At 59.7% G+C, this 20,775-nt stretch carries 20 protein-coding genes; 14 read left to right on the top strand and 6 right to left on the bottom strand.

From position 1 onward, the window contains the following. Positions 1-3: 3 nt before the first annotated feature. The 3 genes from ACYSTU_RS20480 to ACYSTU_RS20470 all read left to right on the top strand — a co-directional run bounded on the left by ACYSTU_RS20480 (position 4) and on the right by ACYSTU_RS20470 (position 3,253). Positions 4-1,254 carry a lipoprotein-releasing ABC transporter permease subunit gene (locus tag ACYSTU_RS20480; RefSeq protein ID WP_024013629.1) on the top strand — a complete coding sequence of 417 codons (1,251 nt, stop codon included), beginning with the start codon at positions 4-6 and terminating at the stop codon, positions 1,252-1,254. Beyond that, entirely contained in the window at positions 1,247-1,945 is a 699-nt protein-coding gene (lolD, locus tag ACYSTU_RS20475; protein WP_024013628.1) for a lipoprotein-releasing ABC transporter ATP-binding protein LolD, read from the top strand. Before ACYSTU_RS20480 ends, lolD begins: the two co-directional genes overlap by 8 nt. Positions 1,946-2,008: 63 nt before the next feature. Then, the gene (locus tag ACYSTU_RS20470) at positions 2,009-3,253 is read left to right on the top strand and encodes a lipoprotein-releasing ABC transporter permease subunit (RefSeq protein ID WP_071173051.1); all 1,245 of its coding nucleotides are present in this window, start codon (positions 2,009-2,011) and stop codon (positions 3,251-3,253) included. A 39-nt stretch (positions 3,254-3,292) separates the two neighbouring features. Here the strand turns inward: ACYSTU_RS20470 and ACYSTU_RS20465 are convergent, their stop codons facing one another. Then, positions 3,293-4,639, bottom strand: a complete 1,347-nt coding sequence (locus ACYSTU_RS20465) for a heavy metal sensor histidine kinase (RefSeq protein WP_476308595.1) — start codon at positions 4,637-4,639, stop codon at positions 3,293-3,295. Then, entirely contained in the window at positions 4,639-5,319 is a 681-nt protein-coding gene (locus ACYSTU_RS20460) for a heavy metal response regulator transcription factor (RefSeq protein WP_499001276.1), read from the bottom strand. The genes ACYSTU_RS20465 and ACYSTU_RS20460 overlap by 1 nt, the downstream gene beginning before the upstream one ends. 166 nt (positions 5,320-5,485) lie before the next feature. Between ACYSTU_RS20460 and copI the strand changes: the two genes are divergently transcribed. Beyond that, complete coding sequence (gene copI / locus ACYSTU_RS20455; protein ID WP_499001273.1) at positions 5,486-6,019, top strand: copper-resistant cuproprotein CopI; 534 nt, start codon at positions 5,486-5,488, stop codon at positions 6,017-6,019. Positions 6,020-6,080: 61 nt separating this feature from the next. Further along, entirely contained in the window at positions 6,081-6,911 is an 831-nt protein-coding gene (gene queF / locus ACYSTU_RS20450; RefSeq protein ID WP_499001271.1) for an NADPH-dependent 7-cyano-7-deazaguanine reductase QueF, read from the top strand. Positions 6,912-7,097: 186 nt separating this feature from the next. Here the strand turns inward: queF and ACYSTU_RS20445 are convergent, their stop codons facing one another. After that, positions 7,098-7,361, bottom strand: a complete 264-nt coding sequence (locus ACYSTU_RS20445) for a DUF4404 family protein (protein WP_016775472.1) — start codon at positions 7,359-7,361, stop codon at positions 7,098-7,100. Between the two features lie 108 nt (positions 7,362-7,469). After that, positions 7,470-8,090, bottom strand: a complete 621-nt coding sequence (pcrP, locus tag ACYSTU_RS20440; protein ID WP_499001269.1) for an HAD superfamily inactivated hydrolase PcrP — start codon at positions 8,088-8,090, stop codon at positions 7,470-7,472. A gap of 199 nt (positions 8,091-8,289) precedes the next feature. Here pcrP and ACYSTU_RS20435 point away from each other — a divergent pair, with 199 nt between their 5' ends. The 3 genes from ACYSTU_RS20435 (at position 8,290) to rssC (ending at position 10,987) form a co-directional block, all read left to right on the top strand. Continuing rightward, positions 8,290-8,979, top strand: a complete 690-nt coding sequence (locus ACYSTU_RS20435; RefSeq protein WP_016775470.1) for an MlaA family lipoprotein — start codon at positions 8,290-8,292, stop codon at positions 8,977-8,979. 344 nt (positions 8,980-9,323) lie between these two features. Then, the gene (gene rssB / locus ACYSTU_RS20430; protein ID WP_024013622.1) at positions 9,324-10,505 is read left to right on the top strand and encodes a two-component system response regulator RssB; all 1,182 of its coding nucleotides are present in this window, start codon (positions 9,324-9,326) and stop codon (positions 10,503-10,505) included. Continuing rightward, on the top strand, positions 10,505-10,987 hold the full coding sequence (gene rssC, locus ACYSTU_RS20425) for an anti-sigma factor antagonist RssC (protein ID WP_122880638.1): 483 nt from the start codon (positions 10,505-10,507) through the stop codon (positions 10,985-10,987). Before rssB ends, rssC begins: the two co-directional genes overlap by 1 nt. Before the next feature lie 128 nt (positions 10,988-11,115). On the opposite strand, the gene tal is transcribed toward rssC, so the two are convergent. Continuing rightward, the gene (gene tal / locus ACYSTU_RS20420) at positions 11,116-12,042 is read right to left on the bottom strand and encodes a transaldolase (RefSeq protein ID WP_016775468.1); all 927 of its coding nucleotides are present in this window, start codon (positions 12,040-12,042) and stop codon (positions 11,116-11,118) included. Between the two features lie 202 nt (positions 12,043-12,244). Then, entirely contained in the window at positions 12,245-13,201 is a 957-nt protein-coding gene (locus ACYSTU_RS20415) for a cellulase family glycosylhydrolase (protein ID WP_207809356.1), read from the bottom strand. 289 nt (positions 13,202-13,490) lie between these two features. On the opposite strand from ACYSTU_RS20415, the gene ACYSTU_RS20410 reads away from it, so the two are divergent. From ACYSTU_RS20410 to ACYSTU_RS20385, 6 genes are read left to right on the top strand one after another with little or no spacing between them, the layout of a single operon-like run. Beyond that, positions 13,491-13,931, top strand: coding sequence for a low molecular weight protein-tyrosine-phosphatase (locus ACYSTU_RS20410; RefSeq protein ID WP_041477312.1), 441 nt, complete (start codon positions 13,491-13,493; stop codon positions 13,929-13,931). Between the two features lie 39 nt (positions 13,932-13,970). Then, a complete protein-coding gene (locus tag ACYSTU_RS20405) occupies positions 13,971-16,193 on the top strand; it encodes a polysaccharide biosynthesis tyrosine autokinase (RefSeq protein ID WP_499001263.1) in 2,223 nt (740 codons plus the stop codon). 40 nt (positions 16,194-16,233) lie between these two features. After that, positions 16,234-17,316 (top strand): glycosyltransferase, encoded by a 1,083-nt coding sequence (locus ACYSTU_RS20400; RefSeq protein WP_499001261.1) that lies wholly within the window; start codon positions 16,234-16,236, stop codon positions 17,314-17,316. 15 nt (positions 17,317-17,331) lie between these two features. After that, on the top strand, positions 17,332-18,444 hold the full coding sequence (locus ACYSTU_RS20395) for a polysaccharide pyruvyl transferase family protein (RefSeq protein ID WP_499001259.1): 1,113 nt from the start codon (positions 17,332-17,334) through the stop codon (positions 18,442-18,444). Then, positions 18,441-19,673 (top strand): MATE family efflux transporter, encoded by a 1,233-nt coding sequence (locus ACYSTU_RS20390; RefSeq protein ID WP_499001256.1) that lies wholly within the window; start codon positions 18,441-18,443, stop codon positions 19,671-19,673. Before ACYSTU_RS20395 ends, ACYSTU_RS20390 begins: the two co-directional genes overlap by 4 nt. Further along, the gene (locus ACYSTU_RS20385) at positions 19,664-20,767 is read left to right on the top strand and encodes a hypothetical protein (protein ID WP_016775461.1); all 1,104 of its coding nucleotides are present in this window, start codon (positions 19,664-19,666) and stop codon (positions 20,765-20,767) included. The genes ACYSTU_RS20390 and ACYSTU_RS20385 overlap by 10 nt, the downstream gene beginning before the upstream one ends. Positions 20,768-20,775: the final 8 nt, after the last annotated feature.

The raw sequence follows: 20,775 nt of genomic DNA, 5'->3' as shown, positions 1-20,775 counted from the left end.
GACATGTTCAGACCTCTCTTCGTATTTATCGGCACGCGTTATACCCGTGCAAAGCGTCGCAATCATTTTGTGTCATTCATTTCCCTGACTTCGATGATCGGGCTCGCCCTTGGCGTGGTCGTGATGATCGTCGTGCTGTCGGTGATGAACGGCTTCGACCATGAGATGCGCACCCGCGTGCTGGGCATGGTGCCCCACGCTACTCTCGAGACCGGCGAGCCGATCAATGACTGGCAAAGCCTGGCCGACAAGGTCAAGCAGAACCGGCAGGTGACGGCGGTGGCGCCATTCACCCAGATGCAGGGCCTGCTGACCAACAACGGTCAGGTTTCCAAGGTGTTGCTCAATGCCATTGATCCTGCGCTGGAGCGCAATGTGTCGATCATCGACAACTTCATGAAGCAGGGCAAACTCGACGACCTGACACCGGGCAGCTTCGGCATCGTCATCGGCGACAAGGCGGCGACCAAGCTCGGCGTCGGCATTGGCGACAAGGTTACGTTCGTTGCTCCCGAGGTCAGTGTGACCCCGGCCGGCATGTTCCCGCGCATGAAGCGCTTCACCGTGGTCGGCATTTTCCATGTCGGCGCCGGTGAGCTCGACGGCTACCTCGGCGTGACCAATCTGCAGGATCTGGCGAAAATGCATCGCTGGAAAGCCGATCAGGTGCAGGGCCTGCGTCTGAAGTTCGACGACCTGTTCCAAGCCCCGCGCGAGGCGTGGAACATCGCCCAGCAGCTCGGCGAAGATCGTTACTACGCCCGCGACTGGACGCGCACCCACGGCAACCTGTATCAAGCGATCCGCATGGAAAAAGCCATGATCGGGCTGCTGTTGCTGCTGATCGTCGCCGTCGCCGCGTTCAACATCATTTCCACGCTGGTGATGGTGGTGAACGACAAGAAGGGCGACATCGCCATTCTGCGTACCCTAGGCGCGACTCCGGGCACGATCATGCGCACGTTCATGGTTCAGGGCACGGTAATCGGCGTGGTCGGCACGGCGATCGGCGCGGTGGTCGGGATCCTTGCGGCACTGAATGTCAGTGCGGCCATTTCGGCGCTTGAAGGGCTGATCGGCCACAAGTTCCTTAATGCTGACGTGTATTTCATTGATTATCTTCCTTCGCAGGTACAGAGCCAGGACGTCGTCATGGTCTGCGCCGCTGCGTTGGTCCTGAGTTTCCTCGCCACCCTGTATCCCGCCTGGCGTGCCGCGCGCACCCAGCCGGCGGAGGCGTTACGTTATGAGTGAGTCGGGCATGAGTGAACAAGCAATTCTGAGCTGCCGTAACCTGGGCAAATCCTACGAGGAGGGTCCGGAGTCGGTACAAGTGCTGGCCGGCCTGCAACTGGAGTTGCACCCGGGCGAACGTGTAGCGATCGTGGGCAAATCCGGTTCCGGCAAAAGTACCTTGCTCAACCTGCTCGGCGGTCTCGATACGCCAAGCAAGGGCAGCGTCTGGCTCGACGGTGAAGAACTGTCTGCGTTGAGCGAGAAGAAGCGGGGCCTGCTGCGCAATCGCGCGCTTGGTTTCGTTTACCAGTTTCACCACCTGCTGCCGGAATTCACCGCGCTGGAAAACGTCTGCATGCCGCTGCTGATCGGCAAGACGGCGATCCCGGAGGCGCGTCAGCGTGCCACGGCATTGCTGGAGCGTGTCGGGCTGGGTCATCGTCTGGAACACAAACCGGCGGAACTGTCCGGCGGCGAGCGTCAGCGCGTGGCCATCGCCCGTGCCCTGGTCAACAACCCGGGGCTGGTGATGCTCGATGAGCCAACCGGCAACCTCGACCTGCATACCGCCGAAGGCATTCAGGATCTGATGCTGGAGCTGAGCACTTCGATGCGCACGGCGTTTCTGGTGGTGACGCACGACATGAACCTGGCTCGCCAGATGGATCGCGTTCTGCAGCTGCAGGAAGGCTGCCTGACTCCCATCTGACTGGCTGAAACCCGGCGCCCGTAACGGCGCCGGGTCTTTTATTTCTATACGGTGCCCCAGCGAATGTTCAGACCGTTATCGATCTTTATCGGCACGCGCTATACCCGCGCCAAGCGCCGCAATCGCTTTGTTTCGTTCATTTCGATGACCTCGATGATCGGCCTCGCCCTCGGCGTGCTGGCGATGATCGTGGTGCTGTCGGTGATGAATGGCTTCCAGCGCGAGATGAGCTCGCGCATCCTTGGGATGGTGCCCCATGCGACCATCGTTGGCGTCAAGCCGATCGACGACTGGCAGCCGGTCGCTGCGGCTGCGATGAAAAATCCCGAAGTGACGGCCGCCGTGCCGTTCACCGAGATGGAAGGCATGCTTTCCTACAAGGGTTCGATGCAGCCGATTCAGATCAGTGGCGTTGATCCGGCCCAGGAAGGCAAGGTGTCGATCGTTGCCCAGCACATCGTCCAGGGTCGTTTGGATGCCTTGAAGCCGGGTGAATTCGGTGTGGTGATCGGTGAGATCACCGCGCGTCGTTTCCGCCTTAATGTCGGCGACAAGATCACTCTGATCGTCCCGGAAGTCAGCACCGCGCCGGGCGGTATCACCCCGCGCATGCAGCGCCTGAATGTGGTGGGCGTGTTCAAGGTCGGTGCCGAGTTGGACGGCTCGATGGGCCTGATTCATGTCGCCGATGCCGCGACCATGCAGCACTGGCAGCCGAATCAGGTGCAGAGCGTGCGGCTGGCAGTCAAGGATCTGTACGCCGCGCCGAAGGTGTCTGCGGACATCGCCAGTGGCCTCGGCGCTGACTTCAAGGCTGACGACTGGACTCACACCCAGGGCAGCCTGTTCAGCGCGATGAAGATGGAAAAAACCATGATCGGCCTGCTGTTGCTGATGATCGTCGCGGTGGCGGCGTTCAACATCATTGCGACGCTGATCATGGTGGTGAACGACAAGGGCGCCGACATCGCGATCCTGCGCACGATCGGCGCTACGCCCCGGCAGATCATGGCGATCTTCATGGTGCAGGGCACGGTGATCGGTATTGTCGGCACCATCATTGGCGGCGTGCTGGGCGTGATTGCGGCGCTCAATGTCAGTGAGCTGGTCGGCTGGGTCGAGCGTGTGACCGGCCAGCATATCTTCAGTTCGGACGTGTATTTCGTCAGCAACCTGCCTTCGGAACTGCAGGGCGGCGATGTGCTGTTGATCTGCTCGGCGGGATTCATTCTGAGCTTCCTGGCCACGGTGTATCCGGCGTGGCGGGCGGCGAAGATCGAACCGGCGCATGCCTTGAGATATTCGTAAGCGACTCCATGCTCGTTCCCACGCAGAGCGTGGGAACGATCAGGTCCGAGGCAACTCGATTACAAACCGCGTCCAACCCGCTTCAGATTCGCAATGAATCGTCCCACCATGGGCACGCACGATCGACTGGGTAATTGCCAAGCCCAACCCCGCATGCTCACTACTGCCTTCCTGCCGCGCCGGATCCGCTCGATAGAAGCGGTCAAACAGACGTGGCAGTAATTGCGCTGAAACCCCCTCGCCACTGTTTTCGACGCAGACGCGCACGGTCTCCCCCTCGTCGACGATGCTCAAGCGCACATAACCCTCGGCCGGGGTAAACCGCAGCGCGTTATCCAGCAGATTCGACAAGGCCCGGCGCAACATGCCGCGATCACCTTTGATACGCGCCTCGCCTTCACGGCTCAAACTCACGCCAGCGTCTTCCGCCAATGGCGCAAAAAACTCCAGCAACATGTCAGCTTCATCCGCCAGTTCCAGCGGTTCGCGCTTGGGCATCAGCAAGCCGTGGTCTGCCTTGGCCAGATAGAGCATGTCGTTGACCAGTTGCGCCATCCATTGCAGTTCTTCGAGGTTGCTGTGCAGCGCTTCGCGGTATTCCTCCAGTGCCCGTGGGCGGGTGAGGGTGACCTGGGTGTGGGTCAGCAGATTCGACAACGGTGTGCGCAGCTCATGGGCGATGTCGGCGGAGAACGCCGAGAGGCGCTGAAACGAGTCGTCGAGGCGTGCGAGCATGGCGTTGAAGCTGTGGGCCATTTCCGCAAGCTCTGGTGGCATCTTCTCTTCAGGCAGTCGGGCATTCAGCGATTGCGCGGAAATCCCACGGGCCACTGCGCTCATCCGCCGCAACGGGCGCAGACCGCTGCGCGCGGCCCAGGCCCCGAGCACGGCAGTAGCCAGCGCCGACAGGCCGACGGTCAGCCAGATCAGATGCTGCATGCGCGTAAGAAAATGCTGGTGATGGGTGATGTCCAGCAGCAGCGTCAGTTGTGGCGAATCCGCTGTGTCCGGGTAGAGCGGGGCGCGCAGCACGCGGTAATCGGTGCCGTCATGGCTGATGGTAGACAGGCCGGTTTGCAGTGGCAGATTCTTCGGAATCTGCACCGAGCTGTCGTACCAGTGCTGACCGTCGCCACTGGTAATGCGCAACGACAGATCGGCCTGACGGCTGAGTTCATCGGCCAGCCGCGCCTCGCGCTGGGCAGGTTGGAGATCCTGCAAGGCGCGGCGCAGACCGATCAGTTTCGTCTCCAGTTGTTGCTGATCGAGTTCGATGAAGTGCGCCTCGCTGGCGCGGTCGAACAGCACCCCGGCGAACAGCGAGACCACCGCAGTGCAAGCGGCAAACAACAGCGCCAGGCGCGTGCTCAAGGACCAACGACGCATCACAGCGAACGCTCTTCGAGCACGTAACCCATGCCGCGCACGGTGTGGATCAACTTGTTGGGGAAGTCATCGTCGATCTTCAGGCGCAAACGGCGGATCGCCACTTCGATGACGTTGGTGTCGCTGTCGAAATTCATGTCCCAAACCTGCGAGGCGATCAGCGATTTGGGCAGGACTTCACCCTGACGGCGCAGGAGCATTTCCAGCAGGGCGAATTCCTTGGCGGTCAGGTCGATGCGCTGGCCGCTGCGTTCGACCCGGCGGCGGATCAGATCCAGGCGCAGATCGGCCAGTTGCAGGCTGGTTTCCTGGGCGATCGCGTTGCCGCGCCGCAACAGGCTGCGCACCCGCGCGAGCAATTCGGAGAAGGCGAATGGCTTGACCAGATAATCGTCGGCGCCCAGTTCGAGGCCGTGAACCCTGTCCTCCACCGCGTCTTTGGCGGTGAGAAAAAGTACCGGCGTGTCGAGGCCGGCGCTGCGCACTGCTTGGAGAATCTGCCAGCCACTGCGCCCGGGCAGCATTACATCGAGGATCAACAGCGCGTAGTCGCCGCTCAAGGCCGTTTGCTGGCCGCTGATCCCATCAGCCACCAGCTCGGTATTGAAACCGGCCTCGGTCAGGCCCTGACGCAGGTACTGGCTGGTTTTCGCTTGGTCTTCGACGATCAACAGTTTCATGGGCGACTCGGGCTGGTTCGGGATGAAAAAGGGCGAAGGCGTTATACCGTGAGATCCGGCGATAAGCGCCAAGCTGACAAAGTTGTAATCTGCCTGTCAGGTCGATGCCAGCCCAGGGTGGCTAGAGTTTCCCACAGGCTGAACCTTCTCTTGTTGGAGTACGACCATGTTTTTGCGCACCTCGCTGAAAATAGCCGCCTGTCTGCTGGCATTGAGTACGCCAGCCTGGGCGACACCGGTGCACACCTTCGCCTTCGGCCAGCCGGCAGCGGCGAGCCAGGCTACGCGCAGTATCGAAATCGTCATGGGCGACATGAACTTCGACCCGAAATCCATACAGGTCAAGGCCGGTGAGACGGTTCGCTTTGTGCTGGTGAATAAAGGCCAGTTACTGCACGAATTCAATCTCGGTGATGCAGCGATGCATGCCAGTCACCAGCAGGAAATGTTGCAGATGCAGCAAAGCGGCATGCTTACGCCTACCGGCATGAAAGAAATGTCCCACGACATGGCGGGCATGGATCACGCAGCGATGGGCCATGGCATGCAGCATGACGACCTCAACAGCGTGCTGGTCGAGCCGGGCAAAACCGCCGAGTTGACCTGGACTTTCAGCAAGGCCACGGCGCTCGAGTTTGCCTGCAATATCCCCGGGCATTATCAGGCCGGCATGGTCGGCAAACTGACAGTCAGTCAGTAAGCACTCAAAGGCGCGGGCAAAGGCTGGTAGAATCCGCTGATTCTTCAGTCAGGTTTCCGCCATGCATCCCGCAGCCGAACATTCGCCGCTGGGCAAATCCAGCGAATACATCGCCACTTACACGCCGTCCCTGCTGTTCCCGATTCCGCGTACCGCGAAATGGGCCGAGCTGGGCCTGACCGCCGAAACCCTGCCGTACAAAGGCGTGGATTTCTGGAACTGCTTCGAGCTGTCGTGGCTGCTGCCCTCGGGCAAGCCGGTGGTGGCGATCGCTGAATTCAGCATTCCGGCGGATTCGCCGAACATCATCGAATCGAAGTCGTTCAAGCTCTACCTCAACTCGCTGAACCAGACGCCGTTCGCCGACGTTGCCACATTGCAAGCTACGCTGGTCAAGGATCTGTCCGCCGCTGCCGGCAAACCGGTGGGCGTGCGGGTGCGCAGTATGAAAGACGTGGAAGCTGAAGGCGTGGTGGCGTTGCCGGGCGTGTGCATCGACGATCTGGATATCAGCGTCAGCAATTATGAGCACCCGCGTCCGGAGCTGCTGCGTTGCGACAATTCGCGCGTGGTCGAGGAGAGCGTGCACAGCCATCTGCTCAAATCCAACTGCCCGGTGACCAGCCAGCCGGACTGGGGCAGCGTCGTGGTGGAATATCGCGGCGCGGCGCTGGATCACGCCAGCCTGCTGGAGTACATCGTCAGCTTCCGCCAGCATTCGGACTTCCATGAGCAATGCGTGGAGCGGATTTTTCTCGATCTGCAGCGGTTGTTGAAGCCGGAGAAACTCACGGTGTTTGCGCGCTATGTGCGCCGGGGTGGGCTGGATATCAACCCGTATCGCAGCACTGAAGAGGTGCAGCTGCCGAATCACCGGCTCGTACGTCAATAAGAAACGGAATGTGCGATATCCCTTGTGGGAGCGAGCCTGCTCGCGAATGCGGTGTTTCATTCAACGATGATGTCGACTGACACGACGCCTTCGCGAGCAGGCTCGCTCCCACAAGGGCTTGCAGGCACATTTTGCAAATGAAAAAGCCCTGCCATCGCTGGCAGGGCTTTTTTGTACGGCGGGGCGTCAGATGCCCATGCTGCCCAGCGTATTCATGATATTGCGCAGGGTGCCGGCGATCGCCGGGTGTTCGACTTCGAAGCGCTCGACCGCCAGGTTCACGCCGTCGGCGATGCTCGCGTCCTGGGTGGCAGTTTCCAGCTGGATTTCCGATTCGATCTGCGCCATCAGCGCATGCAGATCCTCACGCTCGGCTTCCGACAGCGGTGGATTGTGTTCCAGCTGCTCGCGCAGGGTATCGAGCTGTTTTTGCAGTTCTTGGGCGGGCATGGTGGTTTCCTTTTATCAATAGGCACTGGCATTGACCGCAGCCACGCGCCAAAGGTCTATGGCTGACCTTTAGATTAATCCACTCTCGGTAAACCTGCATGACGCCGATCAGGGCTTTTCGCCTTTGGCGCGGCGCAAGCTAATGTCGGCGAGGCAGGCGTCCAGTTCGCCGAGATGATCGATCACCGAATGCACACCCAGGCCGAACAACTGCACGGTTGCCTTGCCGCGCAACTTTTCGCGTTCCTTTTGTGACAAAGCCTGCCACTCGCTCGGGCTGAGTCCGCATAGCGAGCCACAGGACGCCAGGCCAATCGTCCATAACCCGGCATTCAGACCGGCCTGTAACAGGCGCGGCTCACCACTGACCAGCACGCAGCCGTCGAGGCGGTCGATGTTCAAACTCATCAACGCCTGCCAGCACGCGTTGGGCGCTGGCCACGGATTCATTGTTGCTGAATGTTGCGTCGGTTTGATCCAGTCTGGCAGCGAGGCGGCCAGTGGCTGAGCGAGGGCAGGGGGCAATTCGTCGAGCCACGCGCAGGGAATTCCCTGGCGCTGCAAACTTTTCAGGCTATCGAGTGCGCCGGGTGTAGTTTTGGCATGTTCCGGCTCGGCGTTGAGCTCTTGCGCGGCGCGGGCACCGAAATCCACCAGGCAACCGCTCAGGCCGAACAGCACGGCAGTCAGGCCGGGCGCGGCGACGGGCAAGGTTTCGGCGTGAGTCATGGCAACGTCCCTGAAATAACGCTCAAGACTAGGGCGCGCGGGTGACAGTTGCATGACAGGCGGGTGAAAGCCTGCGTGGGAAACTTCCTGCATATCCTTGCAGCGGCGCACTGCCCAAATCGCCGTTTATGCTTATACTAGCGGCCTTAATGCTTGGGCCGAGAGGTCCGCGCCAGTATCAAATCCAAGGAGTTTTTCTATGCGCTGGAGCCCTTCGCTCACTCAGCTAAGTGTATGTGCCAGCCTGTTGCTGGCGCCGTTCGCCACCCAGGCGGCCACCGAAGAAGACCCTTGGGAAAGCGTCAACCGGCCGATTTTCCAGTTCAACGACTTCGTTGACACCTACGCGCTTAAGCCATTGGCGCAGGGTTATGAGTTCATCACCCCGCAGTTCGTTGAAGACGGCATTCACAATATGTTCCGCAACGTCGGTGACGTGACCAACCTGGCGAACAACATTCTCCAGGCCAAACCGGCTGCAGCGGGCGTTGATACCGCCCGACTGATTTTCAACACCACCTTCGGTCTGCTCGGCTTCTTCGACGTCGGCACCAAGATGGGCTTGAACCGCAGCGACGAAGACTTCGGTCAGACCCTCGGTTACTGGGGCGTGGGCAGCGGCCCGTACGTGATGCTGCCGCTGATGGGCCCGAGCACCCTGCGTGACGCACCGTCGAAATACGTCGACAGCTTCACCGGCGCGTACCGCTACATCGACCACGTGCCGACACGTAACTCGATCTTCGGCCTGAACATCGTCGACACCCGCGCCAGCCTGCTGTCGAGCGAGAAGCTAATCAGCGGCGACAAATACACCTTCATCCGCAATGCTTACCTGCAAAACCGCGAGTTCAAGGTGAAGGACGGTCAGGTCGAAGACGATTTCTGATTTCGACCGGCGACAGAAAGGCGACCCTCGGGTCGCCTTTTTTGTCCGTGCCAGAGCGTCACCGGCGACTGCCGCTACCTTCCATCGGGTTACCGTTGAAGCGGTTCTTATAACTCCCGGTGATTTGACAAACAAAGTCGTCAAGCGACAATCGGCGCATGCTTGAAACGCTCTGCGGATGGGAGTACCGTCTGCGCCTTAGAAGGGCACCTCTGTTTAAAACCGCGCGCCAGGCGAATGCTTGAAAGCGCTGCAACAGAGAGGCTAGAAAGCGAATCCAGTAGTCTGCGCAGGGCCGTTGCCCCGCTCACTACGCCAACCTAATTCTGGCGCCGTTTGCCCACATGCCAAAAACCAGTGCCACGCTGCTGATAATCGATGATGACGAGGTAGTGCGCGCGAGCCTCGCGGCCTATCTGGAAGACAGTGGTTTCAGCGTCCTGCAGGCCGGCAACGGTCAACAGGGTCTTCAGGTATTCGAGCAAGACGAGCCCGATCTGGTCATCTGCGATCTGCGCATGCCGCAGATGGGCGGTCTCGAACTGATCCGTCAGGTCACCGAGCGCTCACCCGATACACCGGTGATCGTGGTCTCGGGTGCCGGGGTGATGAACGACGCGGTCGAGGCCCTGCGCCTGGGCGCGGCGGATTACCTGATCAAGCCTCTCGAAGATCTGGCTGTGCTCGAGCACTCCGTGCGCCGGGCCCTGGATCGTGCGCGGCTGCTGCTGGAAAACCAGCGCTACAGCGAGAAGCTGGAAAAGGCCAACCGCGAGCTCGAAGCCAGCCTGAACCTGCTCCAGGAAGACCAGAACGCCGGTCGCCAGGTGCAGATGAACATGCTGCCGGAAAGCCCGTGGAGCATTGACGAATTCAATTTTGCCCACCAGATCATCCCGTCGCTGTACCTGTCGGGTGATTTTGTCGACTATTTCCGCGTTGACGAGCGCCGGGTCGCGTTTTATCTGGCGGATGTTTCCGGGCATGGCGCGTCATCGGCCTTCGTCACCGTGCTGCTGAAGTTCATGACCACGCGTTTGCTCTTCGAATCGAAACGCAGCGGTACCTTGCCGGAGTTCAAGCCTTCGGAAGTGCTCGGTCATATCAACCGGGGGCTGATCAGTTGTAAGCTGGGTAAACACGTCACAATGGTCGGTGGAGTCATCGACGAGGAGACCGGTTTGTTGACCTATAGCATTGGCGGCCATCTGCCTTTGCCTGTGTTGTACACGCCTGACAGTGTTCGTTATCTCGAAGGCCGTGGCCTGCCGGTGGGGCTTTTCAATGAAGCCACCTACGAAGACCACGTGCTTGAGCTGCCGCCGACGTTCAGCCTGACGCTGATGTCTGATGGCATTCTGGACCTTTTGCCGGAAGCAACGCTCAAAGAAAAAGAGGCTGCTTTGCCCGAACGGGTGAAGTCAGCGGGCGGCAGCCTGGATGGTCTGCGGCAAGTGTTTGGTTTGGCCACGCTAGGGGAGATGCCGGATGATATCGCCCTGTTGGTGTTGAGCAGGAATCTTTAATGAGTACCGGTAGAATCCAATTCGCCGAGCAGGGCGGCACCTTCGTGCTGAAGTTCGTCGGTGAAGTCCGCCTGACCCTGTGTTCGGCGTTGGATGCGACTATTGAGAAAATCTTCACCGCGGCGAATTTCAACGCGATCGTGATCGATTTGACCGAAACCCGCAGCATCGACAGCACCACCCTCGGCCTGCTGGCCAAACTGTCGATCCTGTCGCGGCAGAAGGTCGGCCTGTTGCCGACGGTTGTCACCACCCACGAAGACATCACTCGGCTTTTGCAGTCGATGGGCTTCGAGCAGGTGTTCAACATCGTCAACCACCCGGTGCCGTGCCCGGAGTGCCTGGACGACCTGCCGGATCAGGACCAATCCGAAGAAGTGGTGCGAATCAAGGTGCTGGAAGCGCACAAGATTCTCATGGGCCTGAACGATTCCAATCGTGAAGCGTTTCATGATCTGGTGAATGCGCTGGAGCGGCATTGATCCAGTGAATTGAGGATGCATGGGCGGCCTCTTCGCGAGCAGGCTCGCTCCCACATTTTGATCAGCAGTTACCATAAAAAAGGGCGAACCCTCACAGGTTCGCCCTTTTTGCGTTCTACAAACTCAAATCACAGCTTGGCCTGCAGCAACGCTTCCAGCTTCTCCTGGTCGCGGGCGAACTGACGGATGCCTTCAGCCAGTTTCTCGGTGGCCATCGCGTCTTCGTTGGACAACCAGCGGAATTGCGCTTCGTTGAGGCTCAGACGCGCTTCACCGGCATTGCCCGGTGCCAGTTTGCGTTCCAGCTTGCCGGTATCGGCGGCCAGCTTCTCCAGCAGTTCCGGGCTGATGGTCAGGCGATCACAGCCAGCCAGTTGTTCGATCTGGTTGATGTTACGGAAGCTCGCGCCCATGACCACGGTCTTGTAGTCGTTGGCCTTGTAGTAGTTGTAGATGCGCGTCACCGACTGCACGCCCGGATCATCAGCGCCGGTGTAGTCGTTGCCGTTGGCCTTCTTGTACCAGTCGTAGATACGGCCCACGAACGGTGAAATCAGGAACACGCCGGCGTCGGCGCAGGCGGCCGCCTGGGCGAAGGAGAACAGCAGGGTCAGGTTGGTCTGGATGCCTTCCTTCTCGAGAATCTCGGCGGCGCGGATGCCTTCCCAGGTCGAGGCGATCTTGATCAGCACGCGGTCGCGGCCGACGCCGGCCTTGTCGTACAGCTCGATCAGACGATGCGCACGCTTGAGGATCGCATCCTGGTCGAAGGACAGGCGCGCATCCACTTCGGTGGAGATGCGGCCCGGAACCACGTTGAGAATTTCCTTGCCCACTGCGACGCCGAAACGGTCGCTGGCCAGGCCGACATCGCCCTTGCAGTCGCGAACGCAATCGTTCAGCAGTTCGGCGTAACCGTGAATGGCCGAGGCCTTGAGCAGCAGGGAAGGGTTGGTGGTGGCATCGGTCGGTTTGACTCGGGCGATCGCTTCGAAGTCGCCGGTGTCGGCAACCACGGTGGTGAACTGTTTGAGTTGTTCCAGCTTGGAAGTCATGGGCGTGCTCTATCCTATGGGTCTGAAGACATTACCCGAGCGCTGACGGGCACTCAAGGGTGCATTCGTGGATCGATGGCCCCTGCGGCAACAACCTGAAAACGATTGTTTGAAAGGCGGGGCGCGGTGTCGCTGAATACGATGCCAAAACAGCCCACAGGTTCAAAGCAACCGACCTGTGAACAGACCGGTTGCCCAAGGTTTACTCAGCGTTCAACAGACCTTCCACCGACAAGCGTGCCGGTTTTGGCTGGCCGTCAGAGGTGAGAAAGCCGAAGTTCTTCTCGCGATCGTTGCTGCCGGAATCACTGTTCCGCCATTCATAGATAGAGGTCAGCGGAATATTGAGGCGTTTAACGTCGGTAATAAACGCGTTGATCTTGGTCGCTTGCCCCTCGGGACCACCGTTGGAGGCGAGGGCCGAAACCCCCCATTCACTGATGACCCCCGGCAGATTGAAGTTCTGCTGGATGAAGGTCTGTGCGTTGCTGATCTGCGTCGCGGTCATCCCATAAGGATGATACGAAACCGCGTTGAGGCATTTCGGGTAATCGCTGACGATACTTTTCATCGCCACCGTCGACGCCGAGCCCGCGCTTGGCGGCCGGGCGAAGCCGAAACCGACCCGTGGCGTCGTCTGCGGCTGACCTTCGAAGGCCTTGCACATGCCAGCCATGAACGGCACGAAGGTGGTATCGAAATTGCGCGTCGGCCAATAGGTTTCCAGATCCGGCTCGTTCCAGATTTCGATCGCCACCAATTGCGAACTCCAGGTTTTTTCCAGCCCGGTCACGGTGTTGGCGAACTTAGCGCCGGCGGCGTTCAGCTCCTCTGGCGAAGTGGCCGGCAATGCCTTGATCGCGCGCACCGTCAGCAGCACCGGCAGGCCGGCGGAAGCGGCGGCGGCGAAGGCGTCGCTGACCTGTTTCTGATAAGTCTTGGCGGTGAGGCTGTCACTCCACACTCCGAAGCGCACAAAGCTGAAGCCTGCGGCCTTGATTTGTGCGGCATCGGCGGCGGTGAAGCTCTGGATTTTCACCTGCACGCCGATGGTTTTCGCTGGAAGGTTGGGGAACAGCTCACTGGCGTGAACCTGGCTGGTGGCACCGAGGGCCATCAGGGTGAGGGCGGCGAGTGTATTGCGCTGTGCTGTTTTCATGTCTGCTCTCCTGAAGAGAATGACAACTACGAATATTTATCCCGTTACTCAATTTCCGATAACGGTGATGGCACTAAGTGCGCGAATGTTATTTTTTGTCAGGAAAGCAGCAACTGAAAATCACAGTTATTTTTAGTCCGCTAATTGTGGTTGGGGCGGCTTAAAACGCTGTGGTACTTAATGTTCCTGTACTAACAGGGCGAAGCTATTTCTGAGTGCAGGAAAGTCGAGAGGGTTCATTAACTTTCACGGCATGTTGGCTGTTTGATATTACACAGGAAAGCAAGACTTGTTCAAAAAGATCCTCGTTGTCTGCGTGGGCAATATATGCCGAAGTCCGACGGCCGAACTGCTGCTGCGCAACGCGCTGGGCCAGTCCGCCATTACGGTGTCCTCCGCCGGCCTGTCCGCCCGCGTCGGCGAGGGCGTGGAGGCCTCGGCGCGGCAGGTTCTCGAAGAACACGGGCATTGCGCCGAGGCCTTCAAGGCGCGGCAACTGACTTCGGACATTGTCAATGACTCGGACCTGATCCTGGTCATGGAAAAGACCCACGTCAATCAAGTGCTGAAGATTGCCTCGCACGCCCGAGGCAAAGTGTTTCTGCTCGGCAAGTGGCAGAGCGAGCGCGAAATACATGATCCGTATCGTCAAGGCAAAGCCGCGTTTATTCATGCCCACGCATTGATCGAAGATGCTGTTAGTTCATGGGCGAAGCGTCTCGGGCATTGATGAATCTTCTTCAGAACAGTAAATGGTAAGAACAGACTTATGCAGTTACCGTCCGTAATCGGCACTCGCGACAATGATCAAGACAGTATTGATCTGCTCGGCATCTTCGGCAGCCTGATCGACCAGAAGTGGCTGATCGGCGCGCTGACCGGTGCCTTCATGGTCACCGGCGTCGCCTATGCGGTTCTGGCAACGCCGGTGTACCTGGCGAACGCGCTGGTGCAGGTCGAACCGAAAAAGAACGACATGCTCGGTTTCTCCGACCTCAACAGCATGCTCGGCGGGCAATCGCCGTCGGTGACCGAAATCGGCATCATCAAATCCCGCGCGGTGATCGGCAAAACCGTTGACGACCTGCGCCTGGATATCGACGTCACCCCCAACACGTTCCCGTTGATCGGCGGCTTTCTCTCACGGCGCTATCGCGGTGACAGCGAGACCAGCGTCGCGCCGCCGCGTTTCGGCCTGAACAGTTACGCCTGGGGTGGGGAGCGTCTGGAGTTCAACCGGCTGCAATTGCCGAAAGACCTGCTCGGCAAGAAACTCACCCTGATCGCCGGCGAGCAGCAGCGTTTTCAACTGTTCGATGAAAACGACAATCTGCTCGCCGAAGGCGTGGCCGGCGAAGCGTTTGCCAACGACGGCGTAGAAGGGCAGATCGCGCACTTGTCGGCCAACCCCGGCACGCGTTTTCAGGTGGTGCGCAATCCTCGGATCGTGACCATTCAGGGCTATCAGGACGCGCTGGATATCTCCGAACAAGGCAAGGAGTCGGGGATCATTCGTCTGGCGCTGGCCAGCTCCGACGCGGCCGAGGCGGTGAAGATTCTCAACAAGATCGCCTCGCTCTACGTCGAACAGAACGTACGGCGCACCTCGGCGGAAGCCGCGCAGAGTCTCGCGTTTCTGCAAAGCCAGTTGCCCCAGGTCAAGCGTGATCTGGCCAAGGCCAGCGACGCCTTGAATGCCTACCAGACCCACGGCAAGACCGTGAACATCTCGCTGGAAACCCAGTCGGTGCTGGGCCAGTCGGTGGCGCTGGAAACGCGCATCTCCGAGCTGAAAATGCAGCAGGCCGAACTCGATCGCAAGTTCACCAAACAGCACCCGGCCTACCGCGCCTTGATGACGCAGATCGGCGAATTGACCCAGCAGCAGAAATCCCTCGAAGGCAAGGTTCAGGACTTGCCGGCCACCCAGCAGGAACTGCTCAACCTGACCCGCGACGTCGAGGTGGCTTCGCAGATCTACACGCAGTTGCTGAACAAATCGCAAGAACTCGACATCGTCCGCGCCGGGGCCGTCGGTAACGTGCGCCTGATCGACACTGCCGATGTCGACCTGACCAATCCGATCAAACCCAAAAAACCACTGATCGTGCTGATCGCGACATTGCTCGGCGCGTTTGTCGGCGTGGCGCTGGTGCTGCTGCGCAAATCCCTCAGCCGAGGCCTTGAAGGCCCGGAGGGCATCGAGCAGTTGGGCCTGCCGGTTTATGCGTCGATTCCCTACAGCGCCTTGCAGGAAGAAGAGGACAACAAAAAGGGCCGCGCCCGCGACGGCGTCGACAAACCTGCGTACCTGCTGGCGCTGCGCAACCCGACCGATCTGTCGATCGAATCGATCCGCAGCCTGCGCACCTGCCTGCATTTTGCCGGGCTCGATTCGTCCAACAACCGCATCATGATTTCCGGGCCGAGCCCGCAGGTCGGCAAGACCTTCGTCTCGTCCAACCTCGCGGCGGTCATGGCCCTGAGCGGCCAGCGCGTGGTGCTGATCGATGCCGACATGCGCAAAGGGCACCTGCACAAAACCCTCAACACCCCGATCAGCAATGGTTTGTCCGACCTGCTGGTCAAGCGCTGCACCCTTGAACAGGCGATCAACAAGGTCGAAGTCGACAACCTGCACTTCATCAGCCGGGGACAGGTGCCGCCCAATCCTTCCGAGCTGCTGATGCACGCCAACTTCCGCGAACTGCTGGCAGAGCTCAGCGAGCGCTACGACCTGGTAATCATCGACACGCCGCCACTGCTGGCAGTGACCGATGCCGCCATCGTCGGTCGCGAGGCCGGCATCAGCCTGATCGTCACCCGCTTCGGGGTGAACCCGGCCAAAGAGATCGAACTGACCATTCGCCGCTTCGCCCAGAACGGCATCGAGTTGAAAGGCGCGGTGTTCAACGGCGTCGAGAAGCGTGCGGCCAGCTATTACGGCGGCACTGGCTATTACAACTACGAATACGCGTCCGACAAGTCCTGATGGTTGCCGATTGTTCTTTCCTGTTTGAAGTGGGTGAGTTGTGAAAAAAATACTGCACGTGGCAGAGACGATCAAAGGTGGCGTGGCGACGGTGATCCGCACGATCTCGGCATCGCCTGAAGGTGACGCGGCGAATTATCAACTGGTCTATCTGGTGCCCGAGGATCAGGCCAAGGAGCTGCACGGCATCGCCCCGCAGCAGGTGCGCACCTTTCCACGCAGTGGCCGTAACGTGCCGTCGCTGCTGCGTTTCGCCTGGCGCCTGAGCCAGGTGCTGCTCAAGGAAAAACCCGACGTGGTGCATTTGCACAGCACCTTTTCCGGGGTGATCGGCCGTGTTGTGTGCGTGCTGTTGCGACCATGGCGCAAGCCGAAAATCGTCTACTGCCCGCACGCGTTTTCGTTCCTGATGGAAAGCTCGCCGACCAAGCAGAAGGTCTATGCGTGGATCGAGCGCGTGCTGCAGAAAGTCACCGACGTGATCATCTGCGTCAGCCAGTACGAGCTGGATAAAGCCGCGCGTTTCGGCATCGAGCGCAAGCGCATGAAGCTGATCTACAACGGCATTCATCACAAGGATGACGCACCGAAGAGCGTTGGCGCCGAGCCGATTCATCTGCTGTTCGTCGGGCGTCTGGATTACCAGAAAGGCTTCGACGTGCTGCTCAAGGCCTACGCCAAGGTCAATCGCAACGACCTCAAACTGACGGTGGTTGGCAGTGCAGTCAACGAAGACTCTGTCGAGTGCCCGCCGATGGATTCGGTCGAGTACCTGCCGTGGGTGACGCCGAGTGAAGTGCAGGCGCTGTATCAGAAAGCCGATGCGCTGATTGTGCCGAGTCGCTGGGAAGGCTTTGCCATGGTGCCGCTGGAAGGCATGGCCATGGGGCTGCCGGTGATTGCCAGCAACTGCACCTCGCTGCCGGAACTGGTCACCAACGAAGTGTCCGGCTACGTCTTCCCCTCCGGCGATCACCAGGCGCTGGCCGACGTGTTGACGATCATCCAGAAGCCGCGCCTGCTCGACCTCGGCAACGAAGGCCGGAGCATTGTCCGCGAACGTTTCAGCGCCGCGTTGATGATCCGCCAGACCTACGACCTGTATCACGCTCCCACTTATTAAGTAGAACTCAAGCTTATGAACGTAACGATTTTGCATGGCTACAGTGCGTCCAACTCCGGTGACGGTCTGCTCGTCGATCTGGCCATTGCTCTGGTGCAGCGTAACTTCGGTGACGACACCGCGATCAGTGTCGTGGCGTCCGACCCCGAGTCGTTCAACTACTTGCCGCACCCGCGTTTCGATGCGCCGGTAATGGCGGCCAAGGGTCTGGGGCGGGTCAAGCAAGCGGTGTTTCTCAATCAGTCCTACGCCGGGCTCGCCGATCTGCTGAAGAAGACCGATCTGATCGTCGGCGTTGGCGGCGGTTACATGCGTTCGAAAAGCGCCTTCGAGCACATCAAGCTGAAGCTCGGCCATGCCAAGCAACTGGAAACCGCGATTCTCAGCAAAGTGCCGTCGGTGTACCTGCCGCAGAGCATCGGCCCGTTCCACGGCGAGAGCAGCAAGATCGTTGAACACTACGCCAGCGCCGATGCGGTGTTCGTGCGCGACAACCGTTCCTCGGCGATTTTTGACGCTTGCGAAAACGTCTACCGCGCGCCGGATCTGGCCGTGCAGTCGCTGGCGAGCAAGATTCTTCAGCAACCGAAATTCACCCGCTGCGCCGCCTCGCCTGCGACAGTCTGCGTGGTGCTGCGCAAGCCGCCGGAGTGGAGCAAGGAGAAGAAGGTCGCTTACGTGGCCAATCTGAAACTGCTGCTGCAGCGTCTGAAGAACAAAAGCAAAGTGGTCTGCGCCGTGCAAAGCGCCGTACGTGGCAACGATGACGGCGCGTTCTACCGCGAGCTGGGCATCAACGAAGACCTGCTGTCGCTTAAGGCAACCATCGCCAAGTACCAACCGGACCTGGTGATCTCGGTGCGTCTGCACGGCGCCATCGAATCGCTGCTCTCCGGCGTGCCGGCGTATCACATCAGCTACGAGCGCAAAGGCTTTGGCGCCTATCAGGACATGGGCGTCGAGGACTGGGTGATCAACGGCGGCGACATCGACGTCGACACCATCATCAACACCGTTTACGCGCCCAATGCCTTGGCGGATTTCGGCAAGCGCCTGACCGACACCTGTCGCGAGATCGGGGCGAAAACCGTGGCCATGGACGAAATCATCAAGGGTGTCGTTCGATGATATTTCGGCTGTTGCTTCGCGGCGGAGCCTTGGGCGCGAAGTTCTTGCTGGTGTTGGCCATCACCCATTACCTCGGGTACGAGGCGCTGGGCTTTTATGGTGTGGTGGTCGCGGCGTCGTTGATCGCGTCGAAGTTCTACAGCGTCGGCTTCAGTTCCGAGATCAACCGTTTGATCAGCGTCGGCGGCAGTTCGCGGCGGGTGGTCGACAAGGTTCTGCTGCTGTATCTGGCGGTGGGGCTGTTGTTGTCGATACTGACGGTACTGATCTATTCGCTGTTCCAGTCGGTGGAAGCAACCGCCACGTTGATCCTGTGCGTGACCCTGGTGCTGCTCACCGAGCACCTGTCGTTCGAAATCAATTCCTTCGTGTTTTCCGCGCAGAAAGCCACCGCCGGTGCTCTGCTGTTCTTCATCAAGACCGGCCTGTGGGCGGTGTTGGCGGTGGGCGGCATGGTGCTCGGCTGGGTCGCGGGCATCGCCAGCGTGCTGTGGCTGTGGGTCGCCGCCAACATGCTGGTGATCGTCGCCGGTTATTTGATCGTGGTGAACGTGCACAAGGGCCGCGAAACCGCGCCGCTGGACACCGCGACGGTGTGGAAGGCCGGGTTGCCGTTCTATCTCGGCACCGGTCTGATCGCCCTGAGTCAGTACGCCGAGCGCTTTCTGATCATCGACCTGGAGCCCTACGCCAGCCTCGGTAAATATGTGTACGCGTGGTCGGCGGCCAACACCTTGCAGGCGTTGTCGTATGCGGTGGTGGCGGTGGTCGGCATTCCAGTGCTGGCCAAGCGTTTCCAGGCCGATCAGCAGGCATTCACGGTCAAGCAACTGTTCGTCAACAGATGGGTGATGCGCTCGCTGGTGGTCTCCGCCGTTGTGGCTGTGGCGATCTATGTGTTTTTCAATGTGCTGCTCGATTACGTCGCCGCCAGCGTGCCGCGTCCGGATAACGCGCTCCTCGCGGTGCTGATTTTTTCCTTCGCCTTGCGGGCGATAGGCGACATCGTCTGGGGCGGTTTGATTGCTTCGAAAAACAGCCGGGTGTCGCTGGCCAGCGCGGCGCTCTGCCTGCTGATTTCAGTGCCGGTCAGCTATGTGCTGATCAAGCATTACTCGATCTACGGCGCGGCGTGGGGCAACGTTTTCGCCATCGTCGTGCAGCTCAGTGTGATTGCAGTGTTGACCCGTGTCAGCGGCGCGAAAAAGGCTGCGCTGTCATGGGCCTGAAACTGCCGCGCATCGAGTTTCGTGGGCGCAAATTCGATTCGTCGATTTCCTTTCTGATCCTGTTCACCGGGCTGTTTCTGTCAGTGGCGATGCCGTTGCTGGTGCCGCGTGATCCGGGGCCGGATGCGATGACCTTGTGGTCGTCATATGCGCGCGCCGACAACTGCAATTTCTGGAACCCGTTCTCGCCGGATCGCTCGTCCTACGAATGTTCGGCATTCCTGCTGCGGCCCACCGGGATCAACCTGACCAACGCCTGGGCCTACGGCATGTTCTGCAATTTCTTCCTCACTGCAATTCCGGTGGTGGTGTTTCGGCGCATGCCGCTGACCATTTTCGGCACCCTGTGCCTGTGGGGCATCGTGCGTTCGTTTTTCCTCGAGAACCTGACCAAGGAAATCATCGTGTCGGTGGCGGTGCTGAGCATTCTGCTCAGCGCATTGACGCGCAAATATCGCGGCGGTTTTTTTCTTTCAGCGGTGATTTACGGGGTGCTGATCCGGCCGTACTGGATCCTGTTTTCGCTGTCGTGGGTCGGCGTCTGCGTGATGAAAAAGTACGTCTCGCGCTTCACCTTCTTTCTGATGCTGTTCCTGTTTTATCTGGCGGTGGCCATGGCCATTCAGCTGGCGCTGGGCTTTCCGGTGTCATCGATCCGCGCGAGCAACAACGAGCTGCGCACGGCGGGCGAGGAGGGCTCGAAATCGCTGATCGTCTCGTGGCTCAGCGGCAGTGACTTCGTCTCCCAGGCGCTGGACTCGATGATCATTTTCTTCCGGCTGTCGTTCCCGGTTGAGCTGATTCTGCTGTCCGGGCCGGGGCAGGTGATCTTCGTTGCGCTGATGATCATGACTGCACTGCTGCTGTTCAAAGTCATCACTTCGACCGACTACAAGGGCGCGCCGATCCAGACCAAACCCAAGGAACTGATCGCGATTCCGCTGGCGTTTCTGTTAGTGCAAGGCTTGTTCGAGCCGGACTTCGGCTCCTTCGCCCGACACTTCTCGATGGTCGTGCCGGTGTTGTTCGTCGGCCTGGGCTTGATGCTGCGCGCGAACAAACCGGTGCAGGTCGAATCAAGAATTCTCACTTAAGGCAGGTG

This window comes from Pseudomonas glycinis (genome assembly GCF_054871425.1).
Note: the sequence above shows the minus strand (reverse complement) of the source record. Positions and strands in the feature narration are given on the sequence as shown.

What these genes read in the sequence shown, in the direction of transcription:
- ACYSTU_RS20480 (WP_024013629.1), top strand. Translation starts at nt 4, where the DNA reads ATGTTCAGACCTCTCTTCGTATTTATCGGCACGCGTTATACCCGTGCA.
- lolD (WP_024013628.1), top strand. Translation starts at nt 1,247, where the DNA reads ATGAGTGAGTCGGGCATGAGTGAACAAGCAATTCTGAGCTGCCGTAAC.
- ACYSTU_RS20470 (WP_071173051.1), top strand. Translation starts at nt 2,009, where the DNA reads ATGTTCAGACCGTTATCGATCTTTATCGGCACGCGCTATACCCGCGCC.
- ACYSTU_RS20465 (WP_476308595.1), bottom strand. Translation starts at nt 4,639, where the DNA reads ATGCGTCGTTGGTCCTTGAGCACGCGCCTGGCGCTGTTGTTTGCCGCT.
- ACYSTU_RS20460 (WP_499001276.1), bottom strand. Translation starts at nt 5,319, where the DNA reads ATGAAACTGTTGATCGTCGAAGACCAAGCGAAAACCAGCCAGTACCTG.
- copI (WP_499001273.1), top strand. Translation starts at nt 5,486, where the DNA reads ATGTTTTTGCGCACCTCGCTGAAAATAGCCGCCTGTCTGCTGGCATTG.
- queF (WP_499001271.1), top strand. Translation starts at nt 6,081, where the DNA reads ATGCATCCCGCAGCCGAACATTCGCCGCTGGGCAAATCCAGCGAATAC.
- ACYSTU_RS20445 (WP_016775472.1), bottom strand. Translation starts at nt 7,361, where the DNA reads ATGCCCGCCCAAGAACTGCAAAAACAGCTCGATACCCTGCGCGAGCAG.
- pcrP (WP_499001269.1), bottom strand. Translation starts at nt 8,090, where the DNA reads ATGACTCACGCCGAAACCTTGCCCGTCGCCGCGCCCGGCCTGACTGCC.
- ACYSTU_RS20435 (WP_016775470.1), top strand. Translation starts at nt 8,290, where the DNA reads ATGCGCTGGAGCCCTTCGCTCACTCAGCTAAGTGTATGTGCCAGCCTG.
- rssB (WP_024013622.1), top strand. Translation starts at nt 9,324, where the DNA reads ATGCCAAAAACCAGTGCCACGCTGCTGATAATCGATGATGACGAGGTA.
- rssC (WP_122880638.1), top strand. Translation starts at nt 10,505, where the DNA reads ATGAGTACCGGTAGAATCCAATTCGCCGAGCAGGGCGGCACCTTCGTG.
- tal (WP_016775468.1), bottom strand. Translation starts at nt 12,042, where the DNA reads ATGACTTCCAAGCTGGAACAACTCAAACAGTTCACCACCGTGGTTGCC.
- ACYSTU_RS20415 (WP_207809356.1), bottom strand. Translation starts at nt 13,201, where the DNA reads ATGAAAACAGCACAGCGCAATACACTCGCCGCCCTCACCCTGATGGCC.
- ACYSTU_RS20405 (WP_499001263.1), top strand. Translation starts at nt 13,971, where the DNA reads ATGCAGTTACCGTCCGTAATCGGCACTCGCGACAATGATCAAGACAGT.
- ACYSTU_RS20395 (WP_499001259.1), top strand. Translation starts at nt 17,332, where the DNA reads ATGAACGTAACGATTTTGCATGGCTACAGTGCGTCCAACTCCGGTGAC.
- ACYSTU_RS20390 (WP_499001256.1), top strand. Translation starts at nt 18,441, where the DNA reads ATGATATTTCGGCTGTTGCTTCGCGGCGGAGCCTTGGGCGCGAAGTTC.
- ACYSTU_RS20385 (WP_016775461.1), top strand. Translation starts at nt 19,664, where the DNA reads ATGGGCCTGAAACTGCCGCGCATCGAGTTTCGTGGGCGCAAATTCGAT.